The sequence below is a fragment of the uncultured Empedobacter sp. genome (genome assembly GCF_937930195.1).
Lineage (GTDB): Bacteria > Bacteroidota > Bacteroidia > Flavobacteriales > Weeksellaceae > Empedobacter > Empedobacter stercoris.
Window position 1 is genome coordinate 1 of sequence record NZ_CALGVK010000186.1, and the last position, 25,563, is coordinate 25,563.

A 25,563-nucleotide genomic window follows, 5' to 3' on the forward strand; every position below is an offset into this window, starting at 1 on the left:
AAAATAATTCAATTACGAAACGACGTTTTTGTGATCGAACAAGATTGTATTTACCAAGATGCCGATGGAAAGGATTTCAAATGCGGGCATCTATGGGCAACGATTGATAATGAAATTGCAGCTTATTCTCGCATTGTTCCTCAAGGAATTTCATACGAAAACGAACCGTCTATTGGTCGTGTAATTACAAATCCGAAATTTCGTCGTTATGGTTTGGGAAAACAATTAATGAAAAATTCTGTTCAAGTAATCGAAAATCAATTTAAAACATCTTCAATTCGTATTTCTGCACAATCTTATTTGAAAGAATTTTATTCAACTTTTGGCTTCAAACAAGTGTCGGAAGAATATTTAGAAGACGATATTACACATATCGAAATGTTAAGAAAATGAAATTTCTAAAAAGGATATTATTAGGAGTATTAATCATTTATGTTTTAGCATTAATGATAGATGTTTTTATTTCAAAATCATTTTTAAGAAGTAGCTTGTTTGAAGGAGAACTAAATACTTGGAATGATATTTATAATAAAAAAATAGATGAAGACTTAGTTATTTATGGATCTTCTAGGAGTTACGTTCATTTAAATCCGATAATATTAGACAAAGAGTTAAAATTAAATTCTTATAATTTAGGATTTAATGGTCAAAAGATAGAATTACAAAAATTTAGGCATGATGAACTTATTAGCATTGGAAGTCATCCTAAAAATGTAATTATTAATTTAGACATTACTTCTCTTGAAAAAGCAAGAGTCTTTAATCCAGAACAATTTATTCCATTGATGTTATATCGAAAAAGTATATATGATATTGTCGGAAAGGAGCTAGAATTTAATTATTTTGATTTGTATTTTCCAATGATAAGATATAGAAAATTTAAATATCAAAAAGTTGATGTATTAAAAGAGCTTTATAAAATTTATTTTTATTCAAATTATCATAATAACGGTAGAGTGAAAGGTTTTAGAGGAATGAATTATTCTTGGAAGGAGAGATTGTATAAACCTAATTTTATAGAAGTTGATTCTTTGAGAAAACAAGATTTATTTCTAATAATAGAGGATTTGCAAAAATTGAATACAAGTGTGATTTTAATAAATTCACCAGAATATATAGCTCAGATAGAAAGTCAAATTAATCGAAATGAAGTTATAAAGTTATATAAATCTATATCAGAAAAATATAATATTCCTTTTATTGATTATTCAAATGATTCGATGAATTATCAAAAAAATCTATTTTATAATTCTAATCATTTAAATGCAAAAGGTGCAGATATTTTCACCAAAAAATTAGCGGAGGATATAAAACCTTATATTAAAAGATAATGAAACCTTTCAAATACATTATGGTCACATTGGTGGCCATTTATTTTTTAGCCGGAATTGGCGATATTCTTTATTCCAATTCGTTAAAAGAGAAAGCCTTGTTTAGCGGTGAAGTACAAGAATGGAACCGTGTGAATCAAGGGGATATAGACGTGGATTTAGCTGTTTTTGGTTCTTCACGTGCAATGATTCATATCAATCCTCAAATTTTGGAAGATTCATTGGGAGTGAAAACACATAATTTAGGGTTGAACGGAAGTAAATTCAAGATGCAATATTATCGTTTCTTGAAGTATTTGGATAAAAATCCTCATCCTCAGACCATTGTTTGGAATTTGGATACGTTTTCATTTTCGCACATTGATGAAGTTTTTCAACCGAATCAATACGTGCCTTTTATGTTATGGAATTACAAATTATATGCGTACCTAAAAGAATATGAAAATGCCGATTGGAAAGATTATGTGATTCCTTTTTACCGATACGAAGACCAAAAGTATTGGAAAGATGAAATTCAAAAAGCAACAAAAGAAAAAGTGGACAAAAATGGAGATTTTCGTTTAAAAGGTTTTAAATCCTATAACCGAAAATGGAATGTCAATTGGGCGAATTTAAAAGCAAAAGATGCGGAATTTGATGCCGAAGTGTATCCTTTGTTAGAAGAATTGATCCAACGTTGTCAACAAGAAAATATTCAATTGATTTTTACGATTGCGCCAGAATTTTACAAAGGGCAAGGGTATATGTTGAACCGCGATGAAATTGTAGGGCGTTACCAAAAAACCTTACAGAAATATGATTTGCCTTTATTGGATTATTCGGATGATTCGATCAGTTATCAACAAAAATGGTTTTACAATACCACCCATTTAAACGATAAAGGGGCGGATGAGTTTACCAGAAGATTAGTAACAGCTTTAAAACCTTATATGCGATAGGTGTACTATATAATTAACATATTCAAAAAGCCACTGTTGGAACAAAGTTCCAGTAGTGGCTTTTTGTATGGGATACCTGAAAGAAGAAAGGAAGGATTCGGAATTTTTAGCGAAAAATCGTATTTTTAAATCCGTAATTTCAACCCCTCTTTAGGCCACTTTATTTTCTTTCACGGTCATTGTTCAGTATCGGTTCTATGACGCTTCTATGCCGCCTTTATGCTGCCTTTGTACCGCCTCAACTTCGCCTCAACCAGGAGGACTCTCTTATCTTTCTTCGGTGATGCTCTTGTCTTGCTTTAAGTAAAGTTCTCCTATGAAATGAATGTGCATAAAAAATCCTCATTTCAATAAATGAGGATTGATCGTATAGTACTGTTAAATGGTTTCGATTTGTTTTTTGTCTGGTTTCTGCGTCAAATACACACCCGATAATATCATAGCAAAGCCAAATAAATGCATGAATGTGATTTGTTCTCCAACTAAAAATCCCCAAAAAACAGAAACAATCGGCATCAAATAGGTGACCATTGAGGAGAACATCGAGCCAGTGGCTTGGATTAATTTGTAGAATAAAATCATTGCTAATGCAGTCCCAATTAAGCCTAATATGGCGACATAACCCAAACTTTCTAATTGTTGAGGAGTACCAACAAAGTCAGTGAAAAAACCGGATAAAAATAAGATTACAATAGAAGGTAATAACCAGATTGTAAATAATGCTGATGACAATTGGAATGATGGTACATCGTTTAAATAGCGAGTTAAAATCAAACTATTTAGTCCATACAAAGCAGTTGCTAATACAATTAATAAACAATGTAATAAACTGTTTTCACCTGAAAAACCATCTCCACCAATTAATAGAACAGCTCCTAAAAAACCGATCAACGCACCAATTATTTGATTTTTAGTTCCTTTTATGTTAAAAAATAAAGCGCCAAATAACAAGATAAATAATGGAACCAACGAATCTAAAATTCCAGCCATAGAGCTTGAAACGTGCGTTTGAGCCATTGGGAATAAAAACATTGGAATAAAATTTCCACAAAAACCAGCTAATGCAACATATTTTAATTTGTTTTTTGGAATCTTAAATAAACTTGGAATTCCCCAAATGGCTAAAATTCCTCCTGCGATAGATAGACGTAAGGCGCCTACTTGATAGGGTGTGTAAGAAACCAATCCTTGTTTGATTAGTATAAAAGAACTTCCCCAAGTTAAAGCTAAAATACCGAGGATAATCCAATATTTTAATTCGATTTTCATGTGCTAAATTTGCGCAAAGATGCGAAAGTTAGCTGTTTTTACAAACATAATTTATTTACAAAAGCAATCGTTGGTATGATCGTTAACCATTCCGGTTGCTTGCATGTGCGCATAAATTGTTGTTGAACCAAAGAATTTAAAACCTCGTTTTTTCAAATCTTTCGCAATTTTGTCCGAAATTTCTGTGGTTGCAGGAACTTCTTTGATTGAGTTCCAATTGTTGATAATAGGTTTGTGGTCAACGTAACTCCAAATAAAATCAGAGAACGATCCAAATTCTTTTTGTATTTCGATAAACAACTTTGCATTGTTGATTGCTGCAGAAATTTTTCCTCGATGACGAATAATTCCTTCATTTTGGACTAATTCTTCGATTTTAGCTTCATCAAAATTGGCTACTTTTTTGACATCAAAATTTGCAAATGCTTTTCTAAAGTTTTTACGTTTTTTGAGAATAGTAAACCAACTCAATCCCGCTTGAAAAGATTCGAGAATCAAAAATTCAAATAAAATTTTATCGTCTTTTATAGGTTTTCCCCATTCGTTATCGTGATAATCGATGTAATCTTGGTCTTTATTTACCCAAGCGCAACGTGTTTTTTTCATGGTTTATAAATTTTTATAGGCTTCCTCAATCGAATAAACGGGTAATTGACATGCATAATTTTCGCAAATATGAATGGATGTTTTATTTTCAATCAATCTATTTTTAGTAATCTCTAATTGTTCTGTTTCTGAAGCAACAAAAATCGCATTCGGTACATAACATTGTTGGATTTGTTTCGAATATTCTTGAGCTTCATTACCAACGATAACAATTTCTTTGAACGGATAACTGAAATTTAAATACAACTGAATCCAATTTGCAAAACCAGTTGGATAATCGTGAATTTTTTCATCAATATTCGTTAACATTTGCTTGGCTTGTTCGATGTATTTTTCTTCATTCAAAATTTTTCCTAATTTGAATAAATTAGTTGCCATGACAGAATTTGAAGAAGAAATAACATTATCATAAATTTCGAATGTTTCGTTCACCAAAGGTGTGTCATAATGCGACTTGTAAGCAAACATTTTATTTTTGTGATTGTAAAATTGATTAAATGTTTCCTCTGTTAATGTTTGAGCGGTTTCCAAATATTTTATCTCGGATGTGATTTCAAAAAGCTTAATTAATGCTTCAATCATCAACGCATAATCATCTAAAAATCCTGGAATTGTCGTTTGTTTATCTTTATAATTTCGGAATAATGTTTCGTTTTTCCATTGATTTTCTAAAATAAAATGAATTGCGTTTTCGGCTAAATCAAGATATTCAGGAATTTCAAAAGTGAGATAAGCGTCACACAAACCTTTTATAGTTAAAGCATTCCAAGAGGTCAATACTTTTTCGTCGCGATGAGGTTTTCTGCGTTTTTCTCGAATAGGATTTAAGATTTTTTTCCATTTTGAAACTTTGGTTTGAAGATCTTCGACTGAAATATTCTGTTTCGTAGCAAAATATTCGTCATCCGTTAATCGCATCAAAATATTATTGCCATGTTCCCATTCGCCAAATTCGTCTATGTTATAATAGTTCTGAAACAAATCAAAATCTTCTTTTAAAATCAGTTTCAATTCATGCGATTTCCAAACATAATATTTTCCTTCTTCACTTTCAGAATCAGCGTCAATTGCAGCATAAAAAACATTTTCTGGCGAAAGCATTTCATCTTTTAACCAATTGATGGTTTCTTTTACTATATTTTCATATTCTTTTTCGTTGAAAACTCGATAAGCATTTGAGTATAAAGATAGCAGTTGTCCATTGTCGTAAAGCATTTTTTCGAAATGTGGAACTTTCCAATACGGATCGACTGAATATCGCGAAAAACCTCCTTTCAATTGATCGTAAATTCCTCCAAAAGCCATTCTGTCTAATGTTATTTTGGTTTGAATTAAACAGTTTTCATTTTTAGTTTGAATTCCATAACGTAAAATAGTTTCCCAAGCATTTGGTAACATAAATTTTGGTGCACGATTAAAACCGCCCCATTCATCATCAAATTGTTGTTTCCAAAATTCGAATGTTTCGTCGATTTTTTCTTTCGAAAAATTTTGTTCAGATTTCAATCCAATCGTTTCCATTTTGTGTAAACCATCAGCAATAGAGTTGACATATTCCATTGTTTTGGGATAATTTTGATGATACAAATGATTAATATTTTCTAATAATTCGATCCATTGAACTTTCGGAAAATAAGTGCCACCATAAAAAGGTCGTCCATCTGGAAGTGCAAAAACATTTAGTGGCCAACCTCCCGATTGATGAATTAATTGCGAAACATTCATATACAAAGCGTCTAAATCTGGACGTTCTTCACGGTCGATTTTAATGCATACAAAATACTTGTTCATTAATTTAGCGACTGTTTCGTCTTCAAAAGATTGGTGTTCCATGACGTGACACCAATGACAAGCTGAATAACCAATTGAAATAAGAAGAGGTTTGTTGATTTCTTGTGCATGATTCAAAACTTCGTCGCTCCAACTTTGCCACCAAACAGGATTGTTTTCATGCTGTTTTAAATAAGGGCTTGTTGCATTTTTGAGGTTATTTTGTTGAAAATTCATCCGTAATTATTTAGAAATTTAAAGTTCGTTTATTTTTTGTGGATGAAAAATTATATTTTCGATAAAAATTAAACACATGAACTTTTACGAGTATATTTCTATAGGTGCGTATATGGCTTTGATGATTGGAATTGGAATTTATTCTTACCGAAAGTCGACAAGCAATTCTGAAGAATTTTTGATTGGAGGACGGAAAATGGGAGCTGCTGTTACGGCACTTTCTGCAGGTGCTGCTGATATGAGTGGTTGGTTGCTGATGGGAGTTCCTGGAGCAATGTATTTCACAGGTTTATCAAGTGCATGGATTGCAATAGGTTTAACAATTGGTGCTTTTCTTAATTATGTTTTTGTTGCGCCACGCCTTAGAGTTTATACTGAAGTTGCCAATAATTCGATTACAATTCCTGTTTATTTCGAAAATAGGTTCAAGGATAAAACACGTTTATTACGTATTGTTTCATCTATTTTTATTTTGGTGTTTTTTACTTTGTATACATCTGCTGGAATGGTTTCTGGAGGGAAATTGTTTGAATCTGCTTTTCATATGGATTATATGACAGGAATTTGGATGACAAGTTTTGTTGTTGTTCTGTATACTTTTTTGGGTGGATTTTTGGCTGTTAGTTTAACAGATTTTATTCAAGGAACAATTATGGTGTTGGCTTTGGTTATTGTGCCAATAGTTGCTATTGCTGAAATTGATGGAGTAGAAGAAACTTTTTCATTAATTAATACGAAAGGTGATAATTATTTAGATCTATTTGAAGGGACAACTACTATTGGGATTTTATCTTTGATGGCTTGGGGTTTAGGTTATTGTGGTCAACCACATATTCTTGTTCGCTTTATGGCAATTGGTAAAGTGTCAGATATTCCGAAAGCAAGAAATATTGGAATAACATGGATGATCTTTACTGTTGGTGGAGCATTATTAGTAGGTTTGGTTGGAATTGCTTATTTGATGAAGTTTGATCAATCAACGATGCAACTTTTTGATGGTTCTAAAACAGATGCAGAAACAGTGTTCATCTATTTTTCGCGTGTATTATTCCATCCATTGATCGGAGGATTCTTATTGTCAGCAATTTTAGCTGCTGTAATGAGCACCATTTCTTCTCAGCTTTTAGTAACATCAAGTTCGTTAACAGAAGATATTTACAAAGCATTTTTAAATAAAAAAGCAACATCTAAACAATTGTTAATTGCAAGCCGTTTATCAGTTTTAATCGTAGCAGTAATCGCAGTTTTATTGTCTTTAACGCCTAATGATTCGATTTTGAACTTAGTTGGAAATGCTTGGGCAGGATTTGGATCAGCTTTTGGACCGTTAATTGTTTTCTCTCTTTTTTGGAAAAAAACAACATGGCAAGGTGCTTTAGCGGGTATGTTAACTGGAGGAATCGTAGTCTTAGCTTGGGTTTATATACAGCATGATTACAAAGATTGGTACGAAATGATTCCAGGTTTTTTATCTTCAACGGCGATGATTTATATTGTCTCATTGCTTACGCAACAACCTAATCAAGAAATTGATCAAGATTTTGATGAGATGAAAGCTATTTTAGTTAAAGAATTGAAAAATGCATCCTAAAAAAATAGAAAATATTCTAAAATTAAATCCTTTTGAACGTTATCAATATTTTATTAGAAAAATAGCTGATTGGGAAAAGACGTATACATTAGTTTTTCCAAATGGAGATCATGCTATTTCTACAATTGATGATAAAACTTTATTTCCCTTATGGTCAGAAATTGAGTTTGCAGAAATATGTAGAATAGATGATTGGAGCGATTGCGAAGTTTTAGAGATTGATTTCAATAGATTAGAAGAAATTATAAATTTTATTAGAGAAAATGATTTTTTAATCAATGTTTTTCCAACGAATAAAACAGGTTTTGTAGTTACTTTAGATGAGTTTATAAGAGATTTAAAAGAAGAATTAAAAAATTACGAATAATAGATTTCTTAACAAAAAACTTAAATTCCAAAACTCAAAAGGCTTAGAAATGTTGATAAGTTTCACTTTGTTTATATGGGTAGAAAAGGGAGATTTGTTTGTATATTTGTAAAGTTTGATTAAAAAAATAGTCAAAATTAAATCAATTTTAAACGAAAAGATGAACGATATTATCCAATTATTGCCAGATCATGTAGCTAATCAAATTGCCGCGGGAGAAGTTGTGCAACGGCCAGCTTCGGTGATAAAAGAGTTGATTGAAAATGCAGTGGATTCTGGTGCAACTTCTATTCAGGTAATTGTAAAAGATGCGGGTAGAAGCTTGATCCAAGTGATTGATAATGGTTCGGGAATGAGTGTGACAGATGTTCGTATGGCTTTTGAACGTCACGCAACGTCGAAAATCAGAAAGACGGAAGATATTTACAATATTCATACAAAAGGTTTTCGCGGAGAGGCTTTAGCTTCAATTGCTGCTGTTGCGCAAGTAGAAACGAAAACGCGTCGTGATGAGGATGAGGTAGGTTCGCAATTAGTGATAGAAGGAGGAGAAGTTCGAAGTCAAGATCCAGTTGTTTGTCCAGTCGGAACTTCTATTGCGGTCAAAAATCTTTTTTATAACGTGCCTGCTCGTCGTAATTTCTTGAAATCAAATCAGGTTGAGTTTCGTCATATTCAAGATGAATTTCAACGCGTTTCGATGGCACACGAAAATATTAGTTTCTTTTTACATCACAACGATGCAGAGATTTATCATCTAAAAGCGGGGAATTTAAAACAACGAATTACTCAGATTTTTGGAAAGAAATTAAGTGCTCAAATTATTTCGGTTGAAGAAGATACTGAAATTGTAAAAGTAAAAGGTTTTGTAGGAAAACCAGATGCTGCGAAGAAATCACGCGGAGAGCAATTTTTCTTTGTCAACAATCGTTTTATTCGAAGTGGATATTTACACAATGCGATTGTAGATGCTTTCGAAAGTTTGTTGCCAACAGGATATAGTCCGTCTTATTTTTTGTATTTAGAACTTGATCCTTCAAAAATTGATATCAATATCCATCCTACAAAAACAGAAATCAAATTTGAAGACGAAGCATTGATATACACAATTCTAAGAGCTGCTGTAAAACATGCTTTGGGACAGTTTAATGTCATTCCTTCGTTGGATTTTGAACAAGATCCAAACTGGGCATTTATTCCTTCTGCAACAGAAAATACAGAAATTAAAATGCCAGAAATTACAGTTGATTCAAGTTTTAATCCATTTGAACATCAACAAACAAGATCGCCAAAGCCATCTGATATTCGAGCGAATATGGATTTTTATAAAGATGCGGTTGAGTTAGAAATAGAGAATAATCATGCACATCAATTATTCGAATCTGAAGATTTTCAGGATAGTTTTGATGTGATACAATGGATGAACCAATATTTGATAGTAGAATATCGTGGTGAATTGTTGATTATTGATCAACATCGTGCGCATCAAAAAATATTGTTCGAGAAATTTATTCATTCAAATAACGGAAGTGCTTTGGTTCAACAAATGCTTTTCCCGATAGAATTGGAGCTTTCGCCAAATGATCGTCAGAAATTAATCAACGTAGAACATCAATTGTTAAGTTTTGGTTTTGACATTTCGTTAGACGAAGAAACCATTCAGATTAACGCAATTCCTGTTGATGTTCAGCAAGAAGATGTCGTGTCTATTTTTATGGATTTTATAGAAGAGTTGGAATACCAAGAATCAATCGAATTAGAAAATACGTTTGCGAAAATTTTAGCGAAGAATGCCGCTGTTAAAAAGGGTGTAGCGTTAAAATCTGAGCAAATGCAAACTTTGGTAGAAGAATTGCTAAGACTACCAAATCCAAATTATACACCATACGGACGCCCTATTTTTGTGCAAATGAATACGGCAGATATTAAAAAAACATTACAATAACCAAATGAGACAATCTATACCACCGATAACAAAGAATTTACTGATTATTAATGGGTTATTCTTTTTAGCGACTTTTGTTTTTAACGCAAAAGGAATTGATTTACGCGTAATTTTAGGTGCATTTTATCCAGAATCTCCTAACTTCAATTTTTGGCAAATCTTAACGCACATGTTTATGCATGCCGATTTTACGCATATATTGTTTAATATGTTTGCATTGTGGATGTTTGGTTCGGTAGTGGAACAAACTTTTGGTCCTAAAAAGTTTATAACCTTATATTTATTAGCTGGTTTAGGAGGTTTTATTTTATTTAATTTGGTAAATTATTTCCAAGTTGAGCAATTAAAAGAAATAATCCAATCGCAAGGAATAGGTTTGGGACAAATTTATGATGCAGCTAAATTATCAATGCAAGGCGCATATCATACCAACGCAGTTATTCAAAGTAGTCAATCTGCGTCAAGTATTTTAACCTATTTTGTTACACCAATGGTTGGTGCTTCAGGAGCAATTTATGGCTTATTGTTAGCGTTTGCGGTGTTGTATCCAAATGAAAAGTTGATGTTAATCTTTTTTCCAGTTCCAATAAAAGCAAAATATTTTATTCCAATTATGGTATTAATTGAGTTTTATATGGGATACCAGAATATCGGAAATGTAGCACATTTTGCCCATTTAGGAGGAGGTTTAATAGGTTTCTTATTGGCAAGAAAATGGAAAAAGAATCTTTATAGATGGAATTAAACTATGACAAATAATATCTTAGACGATTTAAAACTAAAATATTCTTCAGGAAATAGTGCAACAAAGTTAATTTATATCAATGTTGTGGTGTTTTTTACGTTACTGATTGTAGATTTCATTCTTCGTACTGTAGCGAATTCAATTATTAACACAACTGATTTGTTTGCATTGTCATCTTTTGATGATTTATTGACAAAACCATGGCAAATTTTCAGCTATTCTTGGTTGCATGGAAATCTTTTCCATTTGATTATGAATATGGTTTTGTTGTACTTCGTAAGCCAAATGTTTTTACAACAATTTCAGAATAGAAACTTAGTGACGTTTTATATTTTTGGAGGAATAACTGGAGGTATATTCTTTTTATTGTTTCAAAATATATTCAATTATTCACATTTATTAGTTGGTGCTTCTGCAGCTTTTTATGCCGTTTTTTTTGGGATGATTTCCTACAACCCAAAAATGCCTGTTCGTTTGCTACTTATTCCAACTTCGTTTCCATTGTTGTATGTAGGCTACTTTTTTATTGCTTTTGATGTATATAATATTATAGCAAATCAGAATGCTGGTGGAAGTATTTCGCATTTGGGTGGTGCGATTTTTGGTTATCTTTATATGAAACAATTTGAGAAAGGAAATGATTTTTTAGGTAACTTTATTATCAAAATAGAACAATTGTTTCAAAAGAAAGACAAATCAACATTTAAAACATATAAAAATACTTCTTCAACTTCAACTCGAACAAATGTTCCGAAAGATGACTACGATTTTAATCATCAAAAAGTTGAAAAACAAAAGAAAATTGATGTAATTTTAGATAAAATTTCGCGATCAGGATACGAAAGTTTATCTAAAGAAGAAAAAGACTTTCTATTTAAAGAAGGTAGATAAAATGAGTGTAATCAGTAAGTTTAAACTAAATTATTTCAATCGTTTAGTACTAACAATAAATATTGTTTTTTTGTTGGTAGCTTATTGTGTTTATTTAAATAAAGTTTTTACACCTTCAGAAATACCTTATTTTAATTTTATCTCAATTGGTTTTCCAATTTTATTTGCATTCGGAACTATTTTTTTAGCTTATTGGTTATTATTTAGTTGGCGACATTTTCTATTGATTTTAATTCTTTCAGCTGGATTGTTTTATCCAATTTATTTATCTTATCCCATTGTACAATTCAATAAAATAGAAGCTAAAAAAGCCGATTTAACAGTTTTGACATACAATGCTCATGGTTTTAAGGATGAAGGAACGAAAGAATTTTTGATTAAAAATAAAGCGGACATTATGTTGCTTCAAGAGGCAAGAGAAGCTCAACAAAAGAGTTTGAAAAATAATGAGTTTAAAGATTATTATTCAGAATTTTATGGATTGTTAACGATTTATAGTAAATATCCAATTATCCAAACAAAAATAATAGAAACCGAAAATAGCGAAGATTTTAATGGACTTGCGGCATATGCAGATATTGATCTCGGAACCGATACAATTCGAGTAATCAATGTTTATTTGGAGCCTATGTATATCGATAAAACGATGGTAAAAGATATTATTCAATCAGAAGATTCGAAAACAGCTGAAATTTCGAGCAGAAAGGTCGAATTGAAATTGGTAAAAGGAATGCAAAAGCATCAAAAGCAGTTGGAAGCAATTATCCCGTATATCAAATCATCTCGTCATCCCGTTATTTTAGGAACAGACCTTAATGCTACGCCTATTTCGTATGAATACGAAAAATTAAAAAATTACCTTCACGATTCATATATAGCGGTAGGAAAAGGAGATGCTACAACTTTTCATGGATTTAAATTTCCAATTAGAATTGATTATTTATTTCATTCAAAAGAATTTACAGCTATTGAGGCAAATGTTATTCGTAAAAAATTTTCGGATCATTATCCTGTTGTTGTAAAATATAAATTTGCAGAATAATTTTTCCTATATTTATTTAATAATCAATCAAAATGAACCAAAAAGAAAGCTTTATTCAGGAAATACAAAAACGTTATTCCTATAAAAATGATAAAATAATATTAGGCAAAGCCAGATTAGATGGAGAAATTGTAGAAGAAGCTGAAATTTCAGTGGCATTAAAAACAATGAATCGTCATGGATTGATTGGAGGTGCAACCGGAACAGGAAAAACCAAATCTTTGCAAATTATCGCCGAACAACTTTCTTTAAAAGGGGTTCCGACTTTATTGATGGATATTAAAGGAGATTTGTCGGGAATTGGAGCAGCAGCAAATGCGGAAGATAAACATGCGCAAGAAAGAATGCAAGCACTCGATTTACCTTATAATCCGCAAGGGTCAGCGGTGGAATTTTTGTCTATTTCTGATGAGCCAGGAGTTAAACTTCGTGCAACTGTAACTGATTTTGGTCCAATTTTATTCAGTAAAATTTTAGAATTAAATGAGACACAAGAAAGTATAATCTCAATTATATTTAAGTATTGTGAAGATCGAAATTTACCATTGATTGATTTGGAAGATATTCGACGCGTTTTACAATATGTAACAGATTCAGCTGAAGGTAAAGCAGAATTAAATTCTAATTATGGAACAATTGCGCCTGCTTCATTAGGAGCTATTTTACGTAAAATTGTTGCATTAGAACAACAAGGTGCAACAAAATTCTTCGGAGAACCAAGTTTTGATGTTCAAGATTTATTGAAAACAAAAGATGGTAAAGGAATCGTAAATATTATTCGTTTGATTGATATTCAAAATCAACCCAATTTATTTTCCACTTTTATGCTGAGTTTGTTGAATAAAATTTATTCTCAATTTCCTGAATCTGGAGATGCTGATCAACCTAAATTGGTTATTTTTATTGATGAAGCGCATTTGATTTTTAAAGAAGCAACGAAAGCTTTATTAAATCAAATAGAAACCATGGTAAAATTAATTCGTTCTAAAGGTGTTGGGTTATATTTTGTAACTCAAGTTCCTGGAGATGTTCCTGATGCAGTTTTGAGTCAATTAGGGCTTAAAATTCAACATGCATTAAGAGGTTTTACAGCAAAAGATCGCAAAGAAATTACGAAAGCAATCGAAAATTATCCAACGACAACTTATTATAAGGCAAATGAGGTAATCACACAATTAGGAATTGGAGAAGCTTTTGTGACTGCTTTAGATGAAAAAGGGATTCCAACGCCATTAGCATATACTTATATGCGCGCACCAAATTCGAGAATGGATGTGTTGACTTCTGATGAAATAAATACGATTGTAGCAAACTCAGATTTAGTCAATAAGTATGCGAAGAATATCAACCGTGAATCGGCTAATGAGATATTATCACAAAAATTAGAACAACAAAAAAATAGTGAACAAACAAGTAGTAAAAAAACTCCTTCAAAAAGAGTTCCACAAGAAAAAGATTGGACAGATAATCCTGTTGTACGTGACGTAAGTCGTACAGCAACTCGAAAATTGATGGATTGGGGGATGAAAATGTTAACTGATTTTTTAAAAGGAAAAAAATAAGCAAGTGTACGCGATTTTAGATATAGAGGCGACTGGCGGAAAAGTAGGAGAAGAGTCAATCATTGAGATTGCTGTGTATAAATATGATGGAAAAGAAATTGTTGATCAATTTATTTCATTAGTTAATCCCGAAAAAAAGATTGACAAATTTGTACAAAAATTAACTCAAATTACCGATAAAATGGTGTTAACTGCACCAAAGTTTCATGAAGTAGCTAAGAGGATAGTTGAAATTACAGATGATTGTATTTTAGTTGGACATAATGTGATGTTTGATTATAGAATGTTGAAACAGGAGTTTGAACGATTAGGCTATAATTATGAAAAAGAATGGATTGATACTTTTGAATACAGTGAGAAATTAATCCCAAATTTACCATCATATTCTTTGGGTAAATTGTGTCAATCCTTAGGTATTGTGGTAACAGATCGCCATCGAGCTTCTGGAGATGCAAGAGCAACGATAACGTTATTCAAAATGCTTTTAGATAAAGATTCTGAAAAAATTATCACCAAGAAAACAGGTTTAAAACAACCTAAAAAAGCAAGTTCTAAATATCAGAAATTGTTAGAAAATCTACCGAATACGACAGGTGTTTTTTACATGTACAATAGTAGAAAACAGTTAATTTATATTAGTAGAAGTAATAATATCGCACGATCTATCAATCAAATTTTTACATCAAAAACCTTAAAAGCAAATAAATTAAAACGTTATACTCGATCGATTAAATTTGAAGAAACTGGAAGCGGATTTTTAGCCGCTATAAAAGAGAATAATGAGGTTTTGACTAACCAACCAATGTATAATCTTAAACTAGTTGAAAATAAAGTATATCCGTATGGGTTGTATTATTTAGAATCGAAAAGAGGTTATTCACGTTTAGAAATAGGAAAAGTTAGAAAAGTAGAGCCTGTTTTAAAATTTAAGACGAAAGAACGTGCCAAAGAGGTTTTAGAAAAAATTGTTAATGATTACAATCTTTGTCAACAAGTAAATGAGGGAATAAAATCTGATGAATCTTGTTTTCAGTACAAAGTGAATAAATGTAATGGAGCTTGTATAAAGGAGGAATCTCGAGATGATTACAATAAAAGAATCAAGGATTTTATTCAAACGACAGAGTATCCTTCGGATACATTTTTAATCATTGATAAAGGTCGAAGTGGGATAGAGAAGTCATTTTATTTAATCGAAAATAAGGAATTTAAAGGATATGGCTATTACGAGTATCATCATCAGATAAAATCGCTTGAAAAGATACATAACATATTGATTCTAATTCAAGAAACAGATGAAATCAAGAATATGTTAAAATATTTTCTGTACAAGGTTTCGTCTAATCCAAGCCAAATTGTAATATTAAATTAAATTATTAGAAATAAAAAAAGGTCAGTTTAAAACTGACCTTTTTGTTTTATATGAAATTAAGATTATTTAATTTCTTTGAAGATTACTCGTCTGTTTTCTAAGTTTTTCCAAGCAGGACAGTTTGTAACAGGATTACATTCAGCCCATTTTAAATCAGATTTTCCTTTTCCAACAGGAGATAATTTTGTAGTGTCTACACCTTTGTTAGCTAAAAAACGAACAACAGAAGCAGCTCTTCTTTCAGATAATTTTTGGTTGTAATCCACTCCTCCAGCGGCATCAGTATGACCTTCAACTACGAATTTAAAATCAGGATTTGCTAATAAAACTTCAGCAGCATGATTTAATTTTTCGTAAGATTGTTCTCTAATACGATCTGAGTTATAATCAAATTCAATTCCTTCTAAAAAAGCATTAATTTTTGTTGCAACTTCATCTCCAGAAATTCTTACAACCTTTTCAGGACAACCTCCATTTGTTGGTGGACCAGGGATTGTAGGACATTTATCTTCGCTATCAGGAATACCATCTCCGTCAGAATCTAATGAACAACCAGATCCGTCTACACGGATTCCTTCTGGAGTATCTAAACATTTATCCCATTGATCACAAACACCATCACGATCTTCGTCAATACATTCAAATGGAGTTTGTTCTACAGGAGCTTTGTATGCTAATGGAGAAACCCATTGTAAGGCATCTTTATGTTTTCCTATTTTATAGTGTAACCCTAAAGAGAATGTAATCATGTTATCATCGCGTCCTTCTTCAGTATCTGCAGCAGTTATACCACCTGAGTTGTGATAAGGCATTGGTTTTCCAGATCCATCAAATTCTTCATCACCAGACATGTAGTACATTCCACGTAACTCTAAATCAAATTTGTCATTCAATTTGTAACGTAAACCAGCACCAACTTGAGAATAAATAGATTTATCAGAGATATCTTGATCAGTTATTAATGTAAAATTAGGGTCTCCTTGAGGAGCATAATTGTTTCTATAAGCTTTATAGCCATGTATTCCTACTCCAGCGTATAAATGCATAGCCCATTTAAATTCAGTTCTGTTATCAACTCTTCGTAATAAATTTGAGGCATTCAAATCAGCTAAAACTCCAATTGCTTGGTATTTAGTTTTACCATAAGCATACCCATGATATCCACTTAAAGCAGAATCATCAATATTTCCTTTTTGTCTAGTTTTACCAAATTCATATTGTAAACTTAAACCAAAAGCATGGGTGATTTGTTTATTAACTTGTAATTGAACATCGTATCCTGGAGTGAAATATTTTCCCATCCAAGAAACTAAGTCAGAATTTTGCAAAGCGTTTAAACCTCCAAAAGCAGAAATAGACCAATCGTTAAATTCCTTTTTACTGTTGTTAAATGGCTTTTCATCGTACTTGGTTTGTGCAGTAGCACATGCCGCAGCACCTAAGATTAATAAAGATAAAAGTTTTTTCATAGGTTAGAAATTATTATAACTAATATAAAGCATTACTAAATATATTTTACAAAACTAATGAATTAATAATTAATATCTTAAAAAAAGTATAAACTTTTGATAAAATCTCTTGTGTAATTTTGAGGGTGTGGTATTTTTAACAGTTTAGAATCTATTAATAGGCTGTTGTAGAATAATATATCAATATCAATTAATCGGTCAACGTAACGTTCATTTTCTTTTGGTTGGACATATACTCTTCCCATTTTTTGTTCAATTTTTTTTACTATTTGTAACAATTCAAAAGGAGAATAATTAGTCAATAGTTCAATTTTTTGATTGAGAAATAGATTTTCAGTTGTAAAACCTTCAGCGCTATTTTCTAAAAGATTTGATTCTTTTTTTATTACCCCAACCTCTTTGTTTATAAGAGATTTAGCTGTTTCTATGTTATTTTTTTTGTCACCTAAGTTTGTTCCTAGTAACAAAATGGCTTTATTTTGCGACATATATGCAAAAGTAAATAATAAATTAAAAATGAAAAACTTTTTCGGGAGAGTATTCTCTACAATTATAGGAAATCTATTAACGGTTAGTGTATTTATCATTCTACTTTTCGTGCTAATTTTTGTTTCAGCTTTATCTACACCTTCAAAGAGTGTAACGGAAGGATCAGTTTTAGAGATTTCGCTCGAAAATCCGATTATGGAGAGTGATATGGATCGATCAGTTTCTTTATTTGATTTATCAGAGGAAACAAATGTGTTTTTGCAAGATATCATTCATTCGATAGAAGCGGCAAAGAATGATAATAAGATAAAAGGAATTAGTTTAAAACTTGATCAATTTTCTGGTGGGGCAACGCAAGCTACAGATATTCGTAATGCGTTAGAAGATTTTAAAAAATCGGGAAAATTTGTTTATTCGTATTCAAATTCCGGTAGTCAGTTGTCTTATTATATTAGTAGTGTAGCCGATAAAATTTACCAAAATCCTTTGGGAGGTACACTTTTACAAGGATTAAGTTCTAATATTATGTTTTTCAAAAATGCGGGAGATAAATATGGAGTCGATTTTCAAGTAATACGTCATGGGCAATTCAAAAGTGCTGTTGAACCATATATAAGAACAAATATGTCTGATGAAAATCGCATGCAATTGTCTGAATTATTAAATGATGTATGGGGAAATGTAGCTAATTCAATCTCAACTTCTCGAAAAATTTCTCCAGAACAATTTAATCTGGTAACAGATAGTTTATACGCTTTTATTCCAGAAATTGGAAAGCAAAATAAAATTTATGATATCATCGCACAAGAGAATGATTATCAGAAAATGTTATTTACAAAACTTGGATTAAAACAAGAAAAGTCAAAAACTGATTTTGAAGTATTAGAAAAACATACAATTAAGGTTGAAGACTATTTTGAGACTATTACAGAAAAATCTGAAAAAGCTAAAGTAGCTGTGTTATATGCTTCAGGAACAATTACGGAAGGAAATGGTTTTGATGGAATTCAATCTAAAACCTATGTAGATGCAATCCGTAAAATTTCGCAAAATAATAAAATCAAAGCATTGGTTTTACGTGTAAATTCGCCTGGAGGAAGTGCTAATGCATCGGAAGAAATTTTATATGAGTTGATGCAATTGAAAACAAAGATGCCAATAGTTGTTTCGTTTGGTGATGTAGCAGCCTCTGGAGGTTATTATATAGCTTTAGCTTCGGACAAAATTTATGCGCAACCTAACACAATAACAGGATCTATTGGTGTTTTTGGAATGATACCAAACGCACAAAAATTATTTAATAATATAGGTTTAAACTTTGATGAAGTGAAAACGAATGCAAATGCAGATCAGTTGAAGTCGTTAACAACACCCTTGTCACCAACGGCTAAAAATACGATGCAGAAATCAATTGTTTTAATCTATAGTAAGTTTGTTAATCATGTTGCAGCAAACAGAAAATTAACCTACGAACAAGTGGATAAAATAGGGGAAGGGCGAGTATGGTCTGGAACTCGTGCAAAACAAATTGGTTTGATTGACGATTTTGGAAGTTTAGAAACAGCGATTAAGGAAGCAGCTAAATTGGCTAAAATCGAAAAATATTCGACAGAAAGTTATCCAAAACGTAAAGATTCTTTCGAAGAATTTATGGATAATCTCCAAGGAAAAAATACCGAAGCTGCAATTGCAAAAGAATTAGGTTCGGATGGAATTAGAATTTACAAAGAAATAAAGTTGATGAATGAACAAAAAGGTGTTCAATTAAGATTACCTTATGATATTCAGATTCAATAAAAATCATAAAAAAGGGTTAAAAAAAAATTAACCCTTTTTTATTGCTAAAAACTTCCTATTTTAGTGAAAATATTTAGATGATTAAAAAATTAAATTCTCTTTTATAATCATCTAAATTTATTATACTTTTGTACATTCATTTTTAATAATACTGAGACATAATCAACGATGGGATTATTTGATTTTTTCACGCAAGAAATTGCGATTGACTTGGGGACTGCTAACACTTTAATTATCCATAATAATAAGGTTGTAGTAGATAGTCCGTCTATCGTCGCTATACATAGAAGAACAAATAAAGTTATTGCTGTTGGAGAACAAGCAAAACACATGCAAGGAAAAACGCATGACGATATAAAAACAATTCGTCCTTTGAAAGACGGAGTAATTGCAGATTTTGAAGCTTCAGAATTTATGTTGACAGAGTTCATCAAGAAAATTCCTGGAATTCAAGGTAAATTATTTTCACCTTCATTGCGTATGGTGATTTGTATTCCATCTGGAATTACCGAAGTTGAAAAACGTGCTGTTAAAGATTCTTGTGCACGTGTCAACGCAAAAGACGTGCGTCTTATTTACGAACCAATGGCTGCTGCGATTGGAGTTGGAATAGATATCACGCAACCTAAAGGTAACATGATTATCGATATAGGTGGTGGTACAACAGAGATTGCCGTTGTTGCATTAGGTGGTATTGTATGTGATAAATCTGTAAAAATTGCAGGTGACGTCTTTACAAACGATATTGCTTATTATTTAAGAACCCATCATAATTTATATATCGGAGAAAGAACTGCCGAGCGTGTTAAAATTGAAGTTGGAGCTGCTGTGGAAGAATTAGAGCATGCACCAGATGATATGCCAGTTCAAGGACGTGACTTAATTACAGGAAAACCAAAAGAAATTACTGTAAATTACCGCGAAATTGCACGTGCATTAGATAAATCAATTTTACGTATAGAAGATGGTGTGATGGAAACATTGTCTCAAACTCCTCCAGAATTAGCTGCTGATATCTACAATACAGGTATCTATATGGCTGGTGGTGGAGCTATGTTGAGAGGTTTAGATCAACGTATTTCTAAAAAAACAGGCTTACCAGTTTTCTTGGCTGATGATCCTTTACGTGCTGTTGTTCGTGGAACAGGTATTGCACTTAAAAATATAGATAAATTCACTTTCTTAATGAAATAGAAGAGTAAAAAGCAATGCAATATATTCTGAATGCGATTAGAAGAAATGGAATGCTATTAATTTTTGTCTTTTTAGAGTTAATTGCATTGTTTCTTGTCTTTAAGAAAAATATTTATCACGAAACTATTCTCGCCTCTGCAAGTACATCTTTTACAGGTTATGTAAATGATAAAATTGCGAAGGTGACAAACTTCGTTCAATTACCACAAACAAATAAAGATTTGATGGATGAAAATGCGTTCTTGCGCGAGCAATTAGTGCATTTAGGTATTAAAGATGCGAAAACAAAAAAGTTTTATAAATCAGATACTTTAGGTTATCACCAAACATATTCTTTTGTACCTACAGAAATTGTAAATAATTCTATCATCAAAACACAAAACCTTTTGACTATTGATAAAGGAACAAATGATGGAATTGAAAAAGGGGATGGTATTATTACAAATAATGGTGTAATTGGTATTGTAACCTATGCGGGGAAAAATTATTCTCGTGCAATATCTTTATTAAACAAAGACATCAATATCAATGCCCGTATCAAAGGCAATCAATATTTTGGGACAGTGAAATGGGATGGGAAAGATCCTCGTTTTGTTCAGTTATATGAAATTCCAAAATACATCGAAGTCAAAAAAGGAGATACAATCGAAACAGACGGTAAATCGCCTGTTTTTCCAGAAGGAATTATTATAGGAAAAGTTGTAAGCAAAGGAATTGACGAAACGGGTGAAATGAAAGTTCAAGTAAGATTGAAACAAGATTTCGCTAATTTAGCTCAAGCCTATGTGGTAACTAACCTGAATAAAGTTGAAATTCAACAAGTCGAAAAATCAGATACTTTAACAAACACACAGAATGTTCAATAAAGATTTTTTAATCAACATTATTAAGATTATAATTTTAGCTTTACTGCAAGTTTTTGTCTTCAATCACATCAACTTTTTAGGAAGCTATCAACCATATATCTATATTGTTTTTGTGTTATTTTATCCACCATCTCAAAACAAATATGCATTATTGATCTTATCTTTCTTATTGGGATTAATGATAGATATTTTCGAGTATACAGGTGGAATACATGCATTTGCTTTAACTTTTATAGCTTTTTTACGTAATCCAATTATTAAGCTGTTGGCAGGAAAACAAGATTATGAGATGGAATTTTTCTCTTTCAGTTCGTTTAGTTTTGCACAATGGTTGTTTTATTTGGTTATTTTGATACTTGCTCATCACGTAGTTTTATTACTTTTAGAAAACTTTAAACCATCTGGAATCGGATCTTTGATGCTAAAAGCTTTAATTAATTCGGGAATAACTTTTGTGTTTGTTTTCATTTATAAAATTTTATTTAAAAATAAAGTTGGAGTATGAAAAAGTTGATGGTTGTTTATGCGTTAATCCTGTTTATAGTTGTACTATTTATAGGACGTTTAGCGTATTTGCAATTGTTTACAGATCGATATACGCTGAATGCGTTTAATACATCTATCAAGCAAGAAATTGTATATCCTAATCGTGGTGATATCCTTGATCGTAACGGAAAATTATTGGTGAGTAATACTTATTCGTACGAATTAGATGTTATTCCAGCCAAAGTTGTGGACAAAGATGGAGAAGTTATAAATGATTTTGATAAAGCAAAATTCTCTAAAATGGTTGGTATTTCAACCAAACAATTCGACTCGATTTTAACTAAAATCACTTCAGCCAAAGATTATAAAAAATTATCTCCATATCCTTTTCTAAAAAATATTTCGCGCGAAAATTTTGCTCGAATGCAAGAACAATTGTACTTGTATCCGGCATTTAGTATCATCAAACGTCCCGAACGTAAATACATGGTAAATTCTGCGGGAAATATATTGGGCTATATAAACGAAGCGAATCAATCGTACATTAAAACCGATTCTACATATTATCAACCAGGTGATTTAGTAGGAATTGCAGGTGTTGAAAAATCGTATGAAAAAGATTTGCGTGGTGTAAAAGGTGTGAAAAACTGGATTGTAGATCGAACAATGAATGTTGTTGGACCTTATAAAAATGGAGATTACGATCGTGCAGTAAAAAGTGGTAAAACAGTAAACTTAACTATCGATTTTCGCTTACAAGAATTAGCAGAACAAATGCTCAAAAATAAACGAGGAGCTGTGGTTGCAATTGATCCTACGAATGGAGAAATTTTAGCTTTAGCTTCAGCGCCTACCATTAATCCAAATGATTTTTTGAATTCTAAATTAAGAAATGCTTTAATCAATGACTCAATTTCTCGTCCTACCTATGATAGAGCTTTACAAGGATCATATCCGCCAGGTTCTACGTTTAAAGTTTTGACTGCTTTAGCAGGAATGCAAATGGGGACCATGACAGAGCAAACGACTTATGTTTGTAAGCATGGTTATCGATATGGACGTATGCATATTGGTTGTCACTGTGGAATGTATTATGCACCACAAGGTTTAGAACGGGCAATAGGAAAATCTTGTAACAATTATTTTTCTGAAGCTTATCGAGATATTGTCAAGAAAGATCCCAATAATTATGGCGTTGGAATGAATGAATGGGCAGCGATTATGAATAGTTTTGGACTTGGTAAATTCATGGGAACTGATTTACCAGTAGGTAGTAAAGGTCTTATTCCAACGGAAGATTTTTATGACTCTCGCTTTGGAGAAGGGGTTTGGAATCCTTATCGAATTATTTTTAACGGTATGGGACAAGGAGATATCAATACAACGCCTTTGCAAATGGCAAATTTTACAGCTGCAATTGCGAATAAAGGATATTTTTATACCCCACATATTGTGCGTAGAATTGATGGAAAACCTCTGAAAGATTCTACTTACATAGTAAAGAAAAATACGTTAGTTGATCCGAAATATTTTGATATCATTCATAGAGGAATGCGAAATGTTTTCACAATAGGAACAGCTCGTGGCTTTGAAACAAGTAGTTTTGTTCAATATGGAAAAACGGGAACGGCACAAAACTCGCAGGGACAAGATCACTCTTTGTTTATTCTTTTTGCACCTGCTGATAAACCTAAAATTGCCGTAGCTGCAATTGTTGAAAATGGACATTATGGAGCAACTTGGGCAGGTCCGATGACGAGTTTAGTGGCAGAATTATATCTTACAGATACGATTAAACGTACGCCTTTATTAGAACGAATGAAAAATGGTAATCTACAAGGAGAATATCGTCGTCAGTGGATAGATTATTTAAAGAGAAAAGGTTTGTATATAGAACCAGTGAAGAAAGATTCTTTAGGAACGAAAGCTGGTGAATTAAGAACAAATAAAGATTCAACAAAATTTAAAAATGAGTCAAAACAGATTACTAAAAGGAATTGATTGGACCGTTTTGATCCTTGGGTTTCTAATAGTAACCTTCGGAATTATGAACGTTTACAGTGTCAATCCAGATTTAGGTCAAAAACAGCTAATTTGGTTTGGACTTGGGATGGTCATGATTTTAATTTTGATCATTGTGAGTGGAAACAATCGTAATTTTTTCGAAATTTATAGTCCCGTTTTTTATATTGTCTCCTTAATACTCTTGGTAGGGGTTTTGATTGTTGGTAAAGAAATTAATGGAGCAAAAGCTTGGTACCGTTTTGGTCCGTTGAGTTTGCAACCCGCTGAGTTTGCAAAAATTGGTACAGCTCTATTAATCGCTAATTTTATTAACCATTCTAATGCCAATTTAAAGGATATCAGTTTTGTAGGAAAAGTCTTGCTTGTTATTGCAATTCCAGTGGCTCTGATTCTGTTGCAACCCGATTTAGGATCAGTGATTATTTTCTGTTCGTTTAGTATTGCGTTGTATCGAGAAGGATTAAACCCATGGATTATTATCGCACCCATCATTTTATTGGTTATTTTCCTTATATCAATTGTACAAATTCCTTTTTATGTTTTATTAATTTTAGGATTTATAATTCTTACAATTGCACTATTAATTTTGGCTTTCAATTACAATCAAAATGTAATTGATGCGATGCATGGGATATTAATAGGACTATCGATTTTCTTTCTATTATTGATAGGAATATGTTATTTGGTCGAAGATTTATCCGAATCAACGAGAGAATCTTTTGGACATCTTTTTCCTATGCGTGCTTTATTTTTCTCGGAACCAATCTTTTTTAACACTGTTTTCTTTGGATTAATTGGTTTTGCAATATCGATAATTCCTGTGTTAATTTTGAAGTTAACCGAACAAAAGGAAATGAATAATTCACCTTTCAAAACTCAAAATGGGTTGTCTGCAAACGTGTTGAATTTTAGTATTATTGTTTCGATTGTTTTATTACTATTTGCAAGTACGGTTAGTTTTATTTCACCTATTATTTTCGAAAAATTACCAAAACACCAAAAAGAGCGTGTAATGGTTTTATACGAAGGAGAAGCAAAATACCGCGATACTTCTGGATATAACTTATTGTATGCAAAAACAGCAATCGGTTCGGGAGAATTATATGGAAAAGGATATAATCAAGGAACGATTAAGAAAGGAAGATTTGTGCCTGAACAACAAACAGATTATATTTTTACCGCAGTAGGCGAGGAGTGGGGCTTTATAGGAAGTACAGCTTTGGTTATTGTCTATGCCATTTTTGTGGGACGATTATTTTTCTTAGCCGAAAATCAAAAGAATAAGTTTGCACGATTTTATGGATACTCGGTTGCGTCAATTTTATTCTTTCACTTTTTTATCAATATTTCGATGGTAATCGGACTTTTCCCAACAGTTGGAATTCCCTTACCATTCTTTAGTTATGGGGGAAGTTCTTTATGGGGATTCACTATTTTGATAGGAATCTTTTTAATTATTCATTATAAGAACAGTCAAGGATTTATATAAAAACATATAGATTAAAAAAGCCACATCCTTTTAGACTGCACCCAAAAGTTTGGACAGATTAAAAATTAATAATTATAAAAAT

General features: G+C 31.8%; 22 protein-coding genes. 17 read left to right on the forward strand and 5 right to left on the reverse strand.

Features of this window, described 5'->3' with window-relative positions:
* From Q0616_RS11215 to Q0616_RS11225, 3 genes are all read left to right on the forward strand, one after another.
* On the forward strand, positions 1-393 hold a 393-nt coding region (locus Q0616_RS11215; RefSeq protein WP_298776986.1), incomplete at its 5' end, for a GNAT family N-acetyltransferase.
* On the forward strand, positions 390-1,331 hold the full coding sequence (locus tag Q0616_RS11220) for a hypothetical protein (protein WP_284583313.1): 942 nt from the start codon (positions 390-392) through the stop codon (positions 1,329-1,331). The genes Q0616_RS11215 and Q0616_RS11220, both read left to right, overlap by 4 nt.
* Positions 1,331-2,269 (forward strand): hypothetical protein, encoded by a 939-nt coding sequence (locus Q0616_RS11225; protein ID WP_260542276.1) that lies wholly within the window; start codon positions 1,331-1,333, stop codon positions 2,267-2,269. The genes Q0616_RS11220 and Q0616_RS11225 overlap by 1 nt, the downstream gene beginning before the upstream one ends.
* A gap of 378 nt (positions 2,270-2,647) precedes the next feature.
* Here Q0616_RS11225 and Q0616_RS11230 read toward each other — a convergent pair whose 3' ends face one another.
* From Q0616_RS11230 to Q0616_RS11240, 3 genes are read right to left on the reverse strand one after another with little or no spacing between them, the layout of a single operon-like run.
* Entirely contained in the window at positions 2,648-3,538 is an 891-nt protein-coding gene (locus Q0616_RS11230; protein WP_171622368.1) for a DMT family transporter, read from the reverse strand.
* A gap of 51 nt (positions 3,539-3,589) precedes the next feature.
* On the reverse strand, positions 3,590-4,144 hold the full coding sequence (locus Q0616_RS11235; RefSeq protein ID WP_260542280.1) for a DNA-3-methyladenine glycosylase I: 555 nt from the start codon (positions 4,142-4,144) through the stop codon (positions 3,590-3,592).
* Between the two features lie 3 nt (positions 4,145-4,147).
* Entirely contained in the window at positions 4,148-6,151 is a 2,004-nt protein-coding gene (locus tag Q0616_RS11240) for a thioredoxin domain-containing protein (protein WP_260542282.1), read from the reverse strand.
* Positions 6,152-6,227: 76 nt separating this feature from the next.
* Here Q0616_RS11240 and putP point away from each other — a divergent pair, with 76 nt between their 5' ends.
* The 8 genes from putP (at position 6,228) to Q0616_RS11280 (ending at position 15,666) form a co-directional block, all read left to right on the forward strand.
* Entirely contained in the window at positions 6,228-7,742 is a 1,515-nt protein-coding gene (gene putP / locus Q0616_RS11245; RefSeq protein WP_286483276.1) for a sodium/proline symporter PutP, read from the forward strand.
* Positions 7,732-8,109 (forward strand): DUF2750 domain-containing protein, encoded by a 378-nt coding sequence (locus Q0616_RS11250; RefSeq protein WP_171622372.1) that lies wholly within the window; start codon positions 7,732-7,734, stop codon positions 8,107-8,109. The genes putP and Q0616_RS11250 overlap by 11 nt, the downstream gene beginning before the upstream one ends.
* Before the next feature lie 160 nt (positions 8,110-8,269).
* Positions 8,270-10,054 carry a DNA mismatch repair endonuclease MutL gene (gene mutL, locus Q0616_RS11255; protein ID WP_284583318.1) on the forward strand — a complete coding sequence of 595 codons (1,785 nt, stop codon included), beginning with the start codon at positions 8,270-8,272 and terminating at the stop codon, positions 10,052-10,054.
* A 4-nt stretch (positions 10,055-10,058) separates the two neighbouring features.
* Positions 10,059-10,799: a rhomboid family intramembrane serine protease gene (locus tag Q0616_RS11260; protein WP_171622374.1), complete on the forward strand. Its 741-nt coding sequence runs from the start codon at positions 10,059-10,061 to the stop codon at positions 10,797-10,799.
* Between the two features lie 3 nt (positions 10,800-10,802).
* The gene (locus Q0616_RS11265; protein ID WP_298777002.1) at positions 10,803-11,690 is read left to right on the forward strand and encodes a rhomboid family intramembrane serine protease; all 888 of its coding nucleotides are present in this window, start codon (positions 10,803-10,805) and stop codon (positions 11,688-11,690) included.
* A gap of 1 nt (position 11,691) precedes the next feature.
* Positions 11,692-12,732: an endonuclease/exonuclease/phosphatase family protein gene (locus Q0616_RS11270; RefSeq protein ID WP_260542289.1), complete on the forward strand. Its 1,041-nt coding sequence runs from the start codon at positions 11,692-11,694 to the stop codon at positions 12,730-12,732.
* 32 nt (positions 12,733-12,764) lie between these two features.
* Positions 12,765-14,294: a helicase HerA-like domain-containing protein gene (locus Q0616_RS11275; protein ID WP_298777004.1), complete on the forward strand. Its 1,530-nt coding sequence runs from the start codon at positions 12,765-12,767 to the stop codon at positions 14,292-14,294.
* Between the two features lie 4 nt (positions 14,295-14,298).
* Positions 14,299-15,666, forward strand: coding sequence for an exonuclease domain-containing protein (locus Q0616_RS11280; protein ID WP_171622378.1), 1,368 nt, complete (start codon positions 14,299-14,301; stop codon positions 15,664-15,666).
* A gap of 62 nt (positions 15,667-15,728) precedes the next feature.
* Here the strand turns inward: Q0616_RS11280 and Q0616_RS11285 are convergent, their stop codons facing one another.
* Both Q0616_RS11285 and folK read right to left on the reverse strand, forming a co-directional pair.
* Positions 15,729-17,135: an OmpA family protein gene (locus Q0616_RS11285; RefSeq protein WP_260542297.1), complete on the reverse strand. Its 1,407-nt coding sequence runs from the start codon at positions 17,133-17,135 to the stop codon at positions 15,729-15,731.
* 77 nt (positions 17,136-17,212) lie between these two features.
* The gene (folK, locus tag Q0616_RS11290; protein WP_171622379.1) at positions 17,213-17,623 is read right to left on the reverse strand and encodes a 2-amino-4-hydroxy-6-hydroxymethyldihydropteridine diphosphokinase; all 411 of its coding nucleotides are present in this window, start codon (positions 17,621-17,623) and stop codon (positions 17,213-17,215) included.
* A 28-nt stretch (positions 17,624-17,651) separates the two neighbouring features.
* On the opposite strand from folK, the gene sppA reads away from it, so the two are divergent.
* The 6 genes from sppA (at position 17,652) to rodA (ending at position 25,481) form a co-directional block, all read left to right on the forward strand.
* The gene (gene sppA / locus Q0616_RS11295; RefSeq protein ID WP_298777007.1) at positions 17,652-19,421 is read left to right on the forward strand and encodes a signal peptide peptidase SppA; all 1,770 of its coding nucleotides are present in this window, start codon (positions 17,652-17,654) and stop codon (positions 19,419-19,421) included.
* A gap of 168 nt (positions 19,422-19,589) precedes the next feature.
* The gene (locus Q0616_RS11300; protein WP_038331974.1) at positions 19,590-20,615 is read left to right on the forward strand and encodes a rod shape-determining protein; all 1,026 of its coding nucleotides are present in this window, start codon (positions 19,590-19,592) and stop codon (positions 20,613-20,615) included.
* Between the two features lie 14 nt (positions 20,616-20,629).
* Complete coding sequence (gene mreC / locus Q0616_RS11305) at positions 20,630-21,481, forward strand: rod shape-determining protein MreC (protein WP_171622381.1); 852 nt, start codon at positions 20,630-20,632, stop codon at positions 21,479-21,481.
* A complete protein-coding gene (gene mreD / locus Q0616_RS11310; protein WP_171622382.1) occupies positions 21,471-21,986 on the forward strand; it encodes a rod shape-determining protein MreD in 516 nt (171 codons plus the stop codon). The genes mreC and mreD overlap by 11 nt, the downstream gene beginning before the upstream one ends.
* Positions 21,983-23,968, forward strand: a complete 1,986-nt coding sequence (mrdA, locus tag Q0616_RS11315; protein ID WP_260542304.1) for a penicillin-binding protein 2 — start codon at positions 21,983-21,985, stop codon at positions 23,966-23,968. Before mreD ends, mrdA begins: the two co-directional genes overlap by 4 nt.
* Positions 23,937-25,481 carry a rod shape-determining protein RodA gene (gene rodA / locus Q0616_RS11320; protein ID WP_298777012.1) on the forward strand — a complete coding sequence of 515 codons (1,545 nt, stop codon included), beginning with the start codon at positions 23,937-23,939 and terminating at the stop codon, positions 25,479-25,481. Before mrdA ends, rodA begins: the two co-directional genes overlap by 32 nt.
* Positions 25,482-25,563: the final 82 nt, after the last annotated feature.

What these genes read in the sequence shown, in the direction of transcription:
- Q0616_RS11220 (WP_284583313.1), top strand. Translation starts at nt 390, where the DNA reads ATGAAATTTCTAAAAAGGATATTATTAGGAGTATTAATCATTTATGTT.
- Q0616_RS11225 (WP_260542276.1), top strand. Translation starts at nt 1,331, where the DNA reads ATGAAACCTTTCAAATACATTATGGTCACATTGGTGGCCATTTATTTT.
- Q0616_RS11230 (WP_171622368.1), bottom strand. Translation starts at nt 3,538, where the DNA reads ATGAAAATCGAATTAAAATATTGGATTATCCTCGGTATTTTAGCTTTA.
- Q0616_RS11235 (WP_260542280.1), bottom strand. Translation starts at nt 4,144, where the DNA reads ATGAAAAAAACACGTTGCGCTTGGGTAAATAAAGACCAAGATTACATC.
- Q0616_RS11240 (WP_260542282.1), bottom strand. Translation starts at nt 6,151, where the DNA reads ATGAATTTTCAACAAAATAACCTCAAAAATGCAACAAGCCCTTATTTA.
- putP (WP_286483276.1), top strand. Translation starts at nt 6,228, where the DNA reads ATGAACTTTTACGAGTATATTTCTATAGGTGCGTATATGGCTTTGATG.
- Q0616_RS11250 (WP_171622372.1), top strand. Translation starts at nt 7,732, where the DNA reads ATGCATCCTAAAAAAATAGAAAATATTCTAAAATTAAATCCTTTTGAA.
- mutL (WP_284583318.1), top strand. Translation starts at nt 8,270, where the DNA reads ATGAACGATATTATCCAATTATTGCCAGATCATGTAGCTAATCAAATT.
- Q0616_RS11260 (WP_171622374.1), top strand. Translation starts at nt 10,059, where the DNA reads ATGAGACAATCTATACCACCGATAACAAAGAATTTACTGATTATTAAT.
- Q0616_RS11265 (WP_298777002.1), top strand. Translation starts at nt 10,803, where the DNA reads ATGACAAATAATATCTTAGACGATTTAAAACTAAAATATTCTTCAGGA.
- Q0616_RS11270 (WP_260542289.1), top strand. Translation starts at nt 11,692, where the DNA reads ATGAGTGTAATCAGTAAGTTTAAACTAAATTATTTCAATCGTTTAGTA.
- Q0616_RS11275 (WP_298777004.1), top strand. Translation starts at nt 12,765, where the DNA reads ATGAACCAAAAAGAAAGCTTTATTCAGGAAATACAAAAACGTTATTCC.
- Q0616_RS11285 (WP_260542297.1), bottom strand. Translation starts at nt 17,135, where the DNA reads ATGAAAAAACTTTTATCTTTATTAATCTTAGGTGCTGCGGCATGTGCT.
- folK (WP_171622379.1), bottom strand. Translation starts at nt 17,623, where the DNA reads ATGTCGCAAAATAAAGCCATTTTGTTACTAGGAACAAACTTAGGTGAC.
- sppA (WP_298777007.1), top strand. Translation starts at nt 17,652, where the DNA reads ATGAAAAACTTTTTCGGGAGAGTATTCTCTACAATTATAGGAAATCTA.
- Q0616_RS11300 (WP_038331974.1), top strand. Translation starts at nt 19,590, where the DNA reads ATGGGATTATTTGATTTTTTCACGCAAGAAATTGCGATTGACTTGGGG.
- mreC (WP_171622381.1), top strand. Translation starts at nt 20,630, where the DNA reads ATGCAATATATTCTGAATGCGATTAGAAGAAATGGAATGCTATTAATT.
- mreD (WP_171622382.1), top strand. Translation starts at nt 21,471, where the DNA reads ATGTTCAATAAAGATTTTTTAATCAACATTATTAAGATTATAATTTTA.
- mrdA (WP_260542304.1), top strand. Translation starts at nt 21,983, where the DNA reads ATGAAAAAGTTGATGGTTGTTTATGCGTTAATCCTGTTTATAGTTGTA.
- rodA (WP_298777012.1), top strand. Translation starts at nt 23,937, where the DNA reads ATGAGTCAAAACAGATTACTAAAAGGAATTGATTGGACCGTTTTGATC.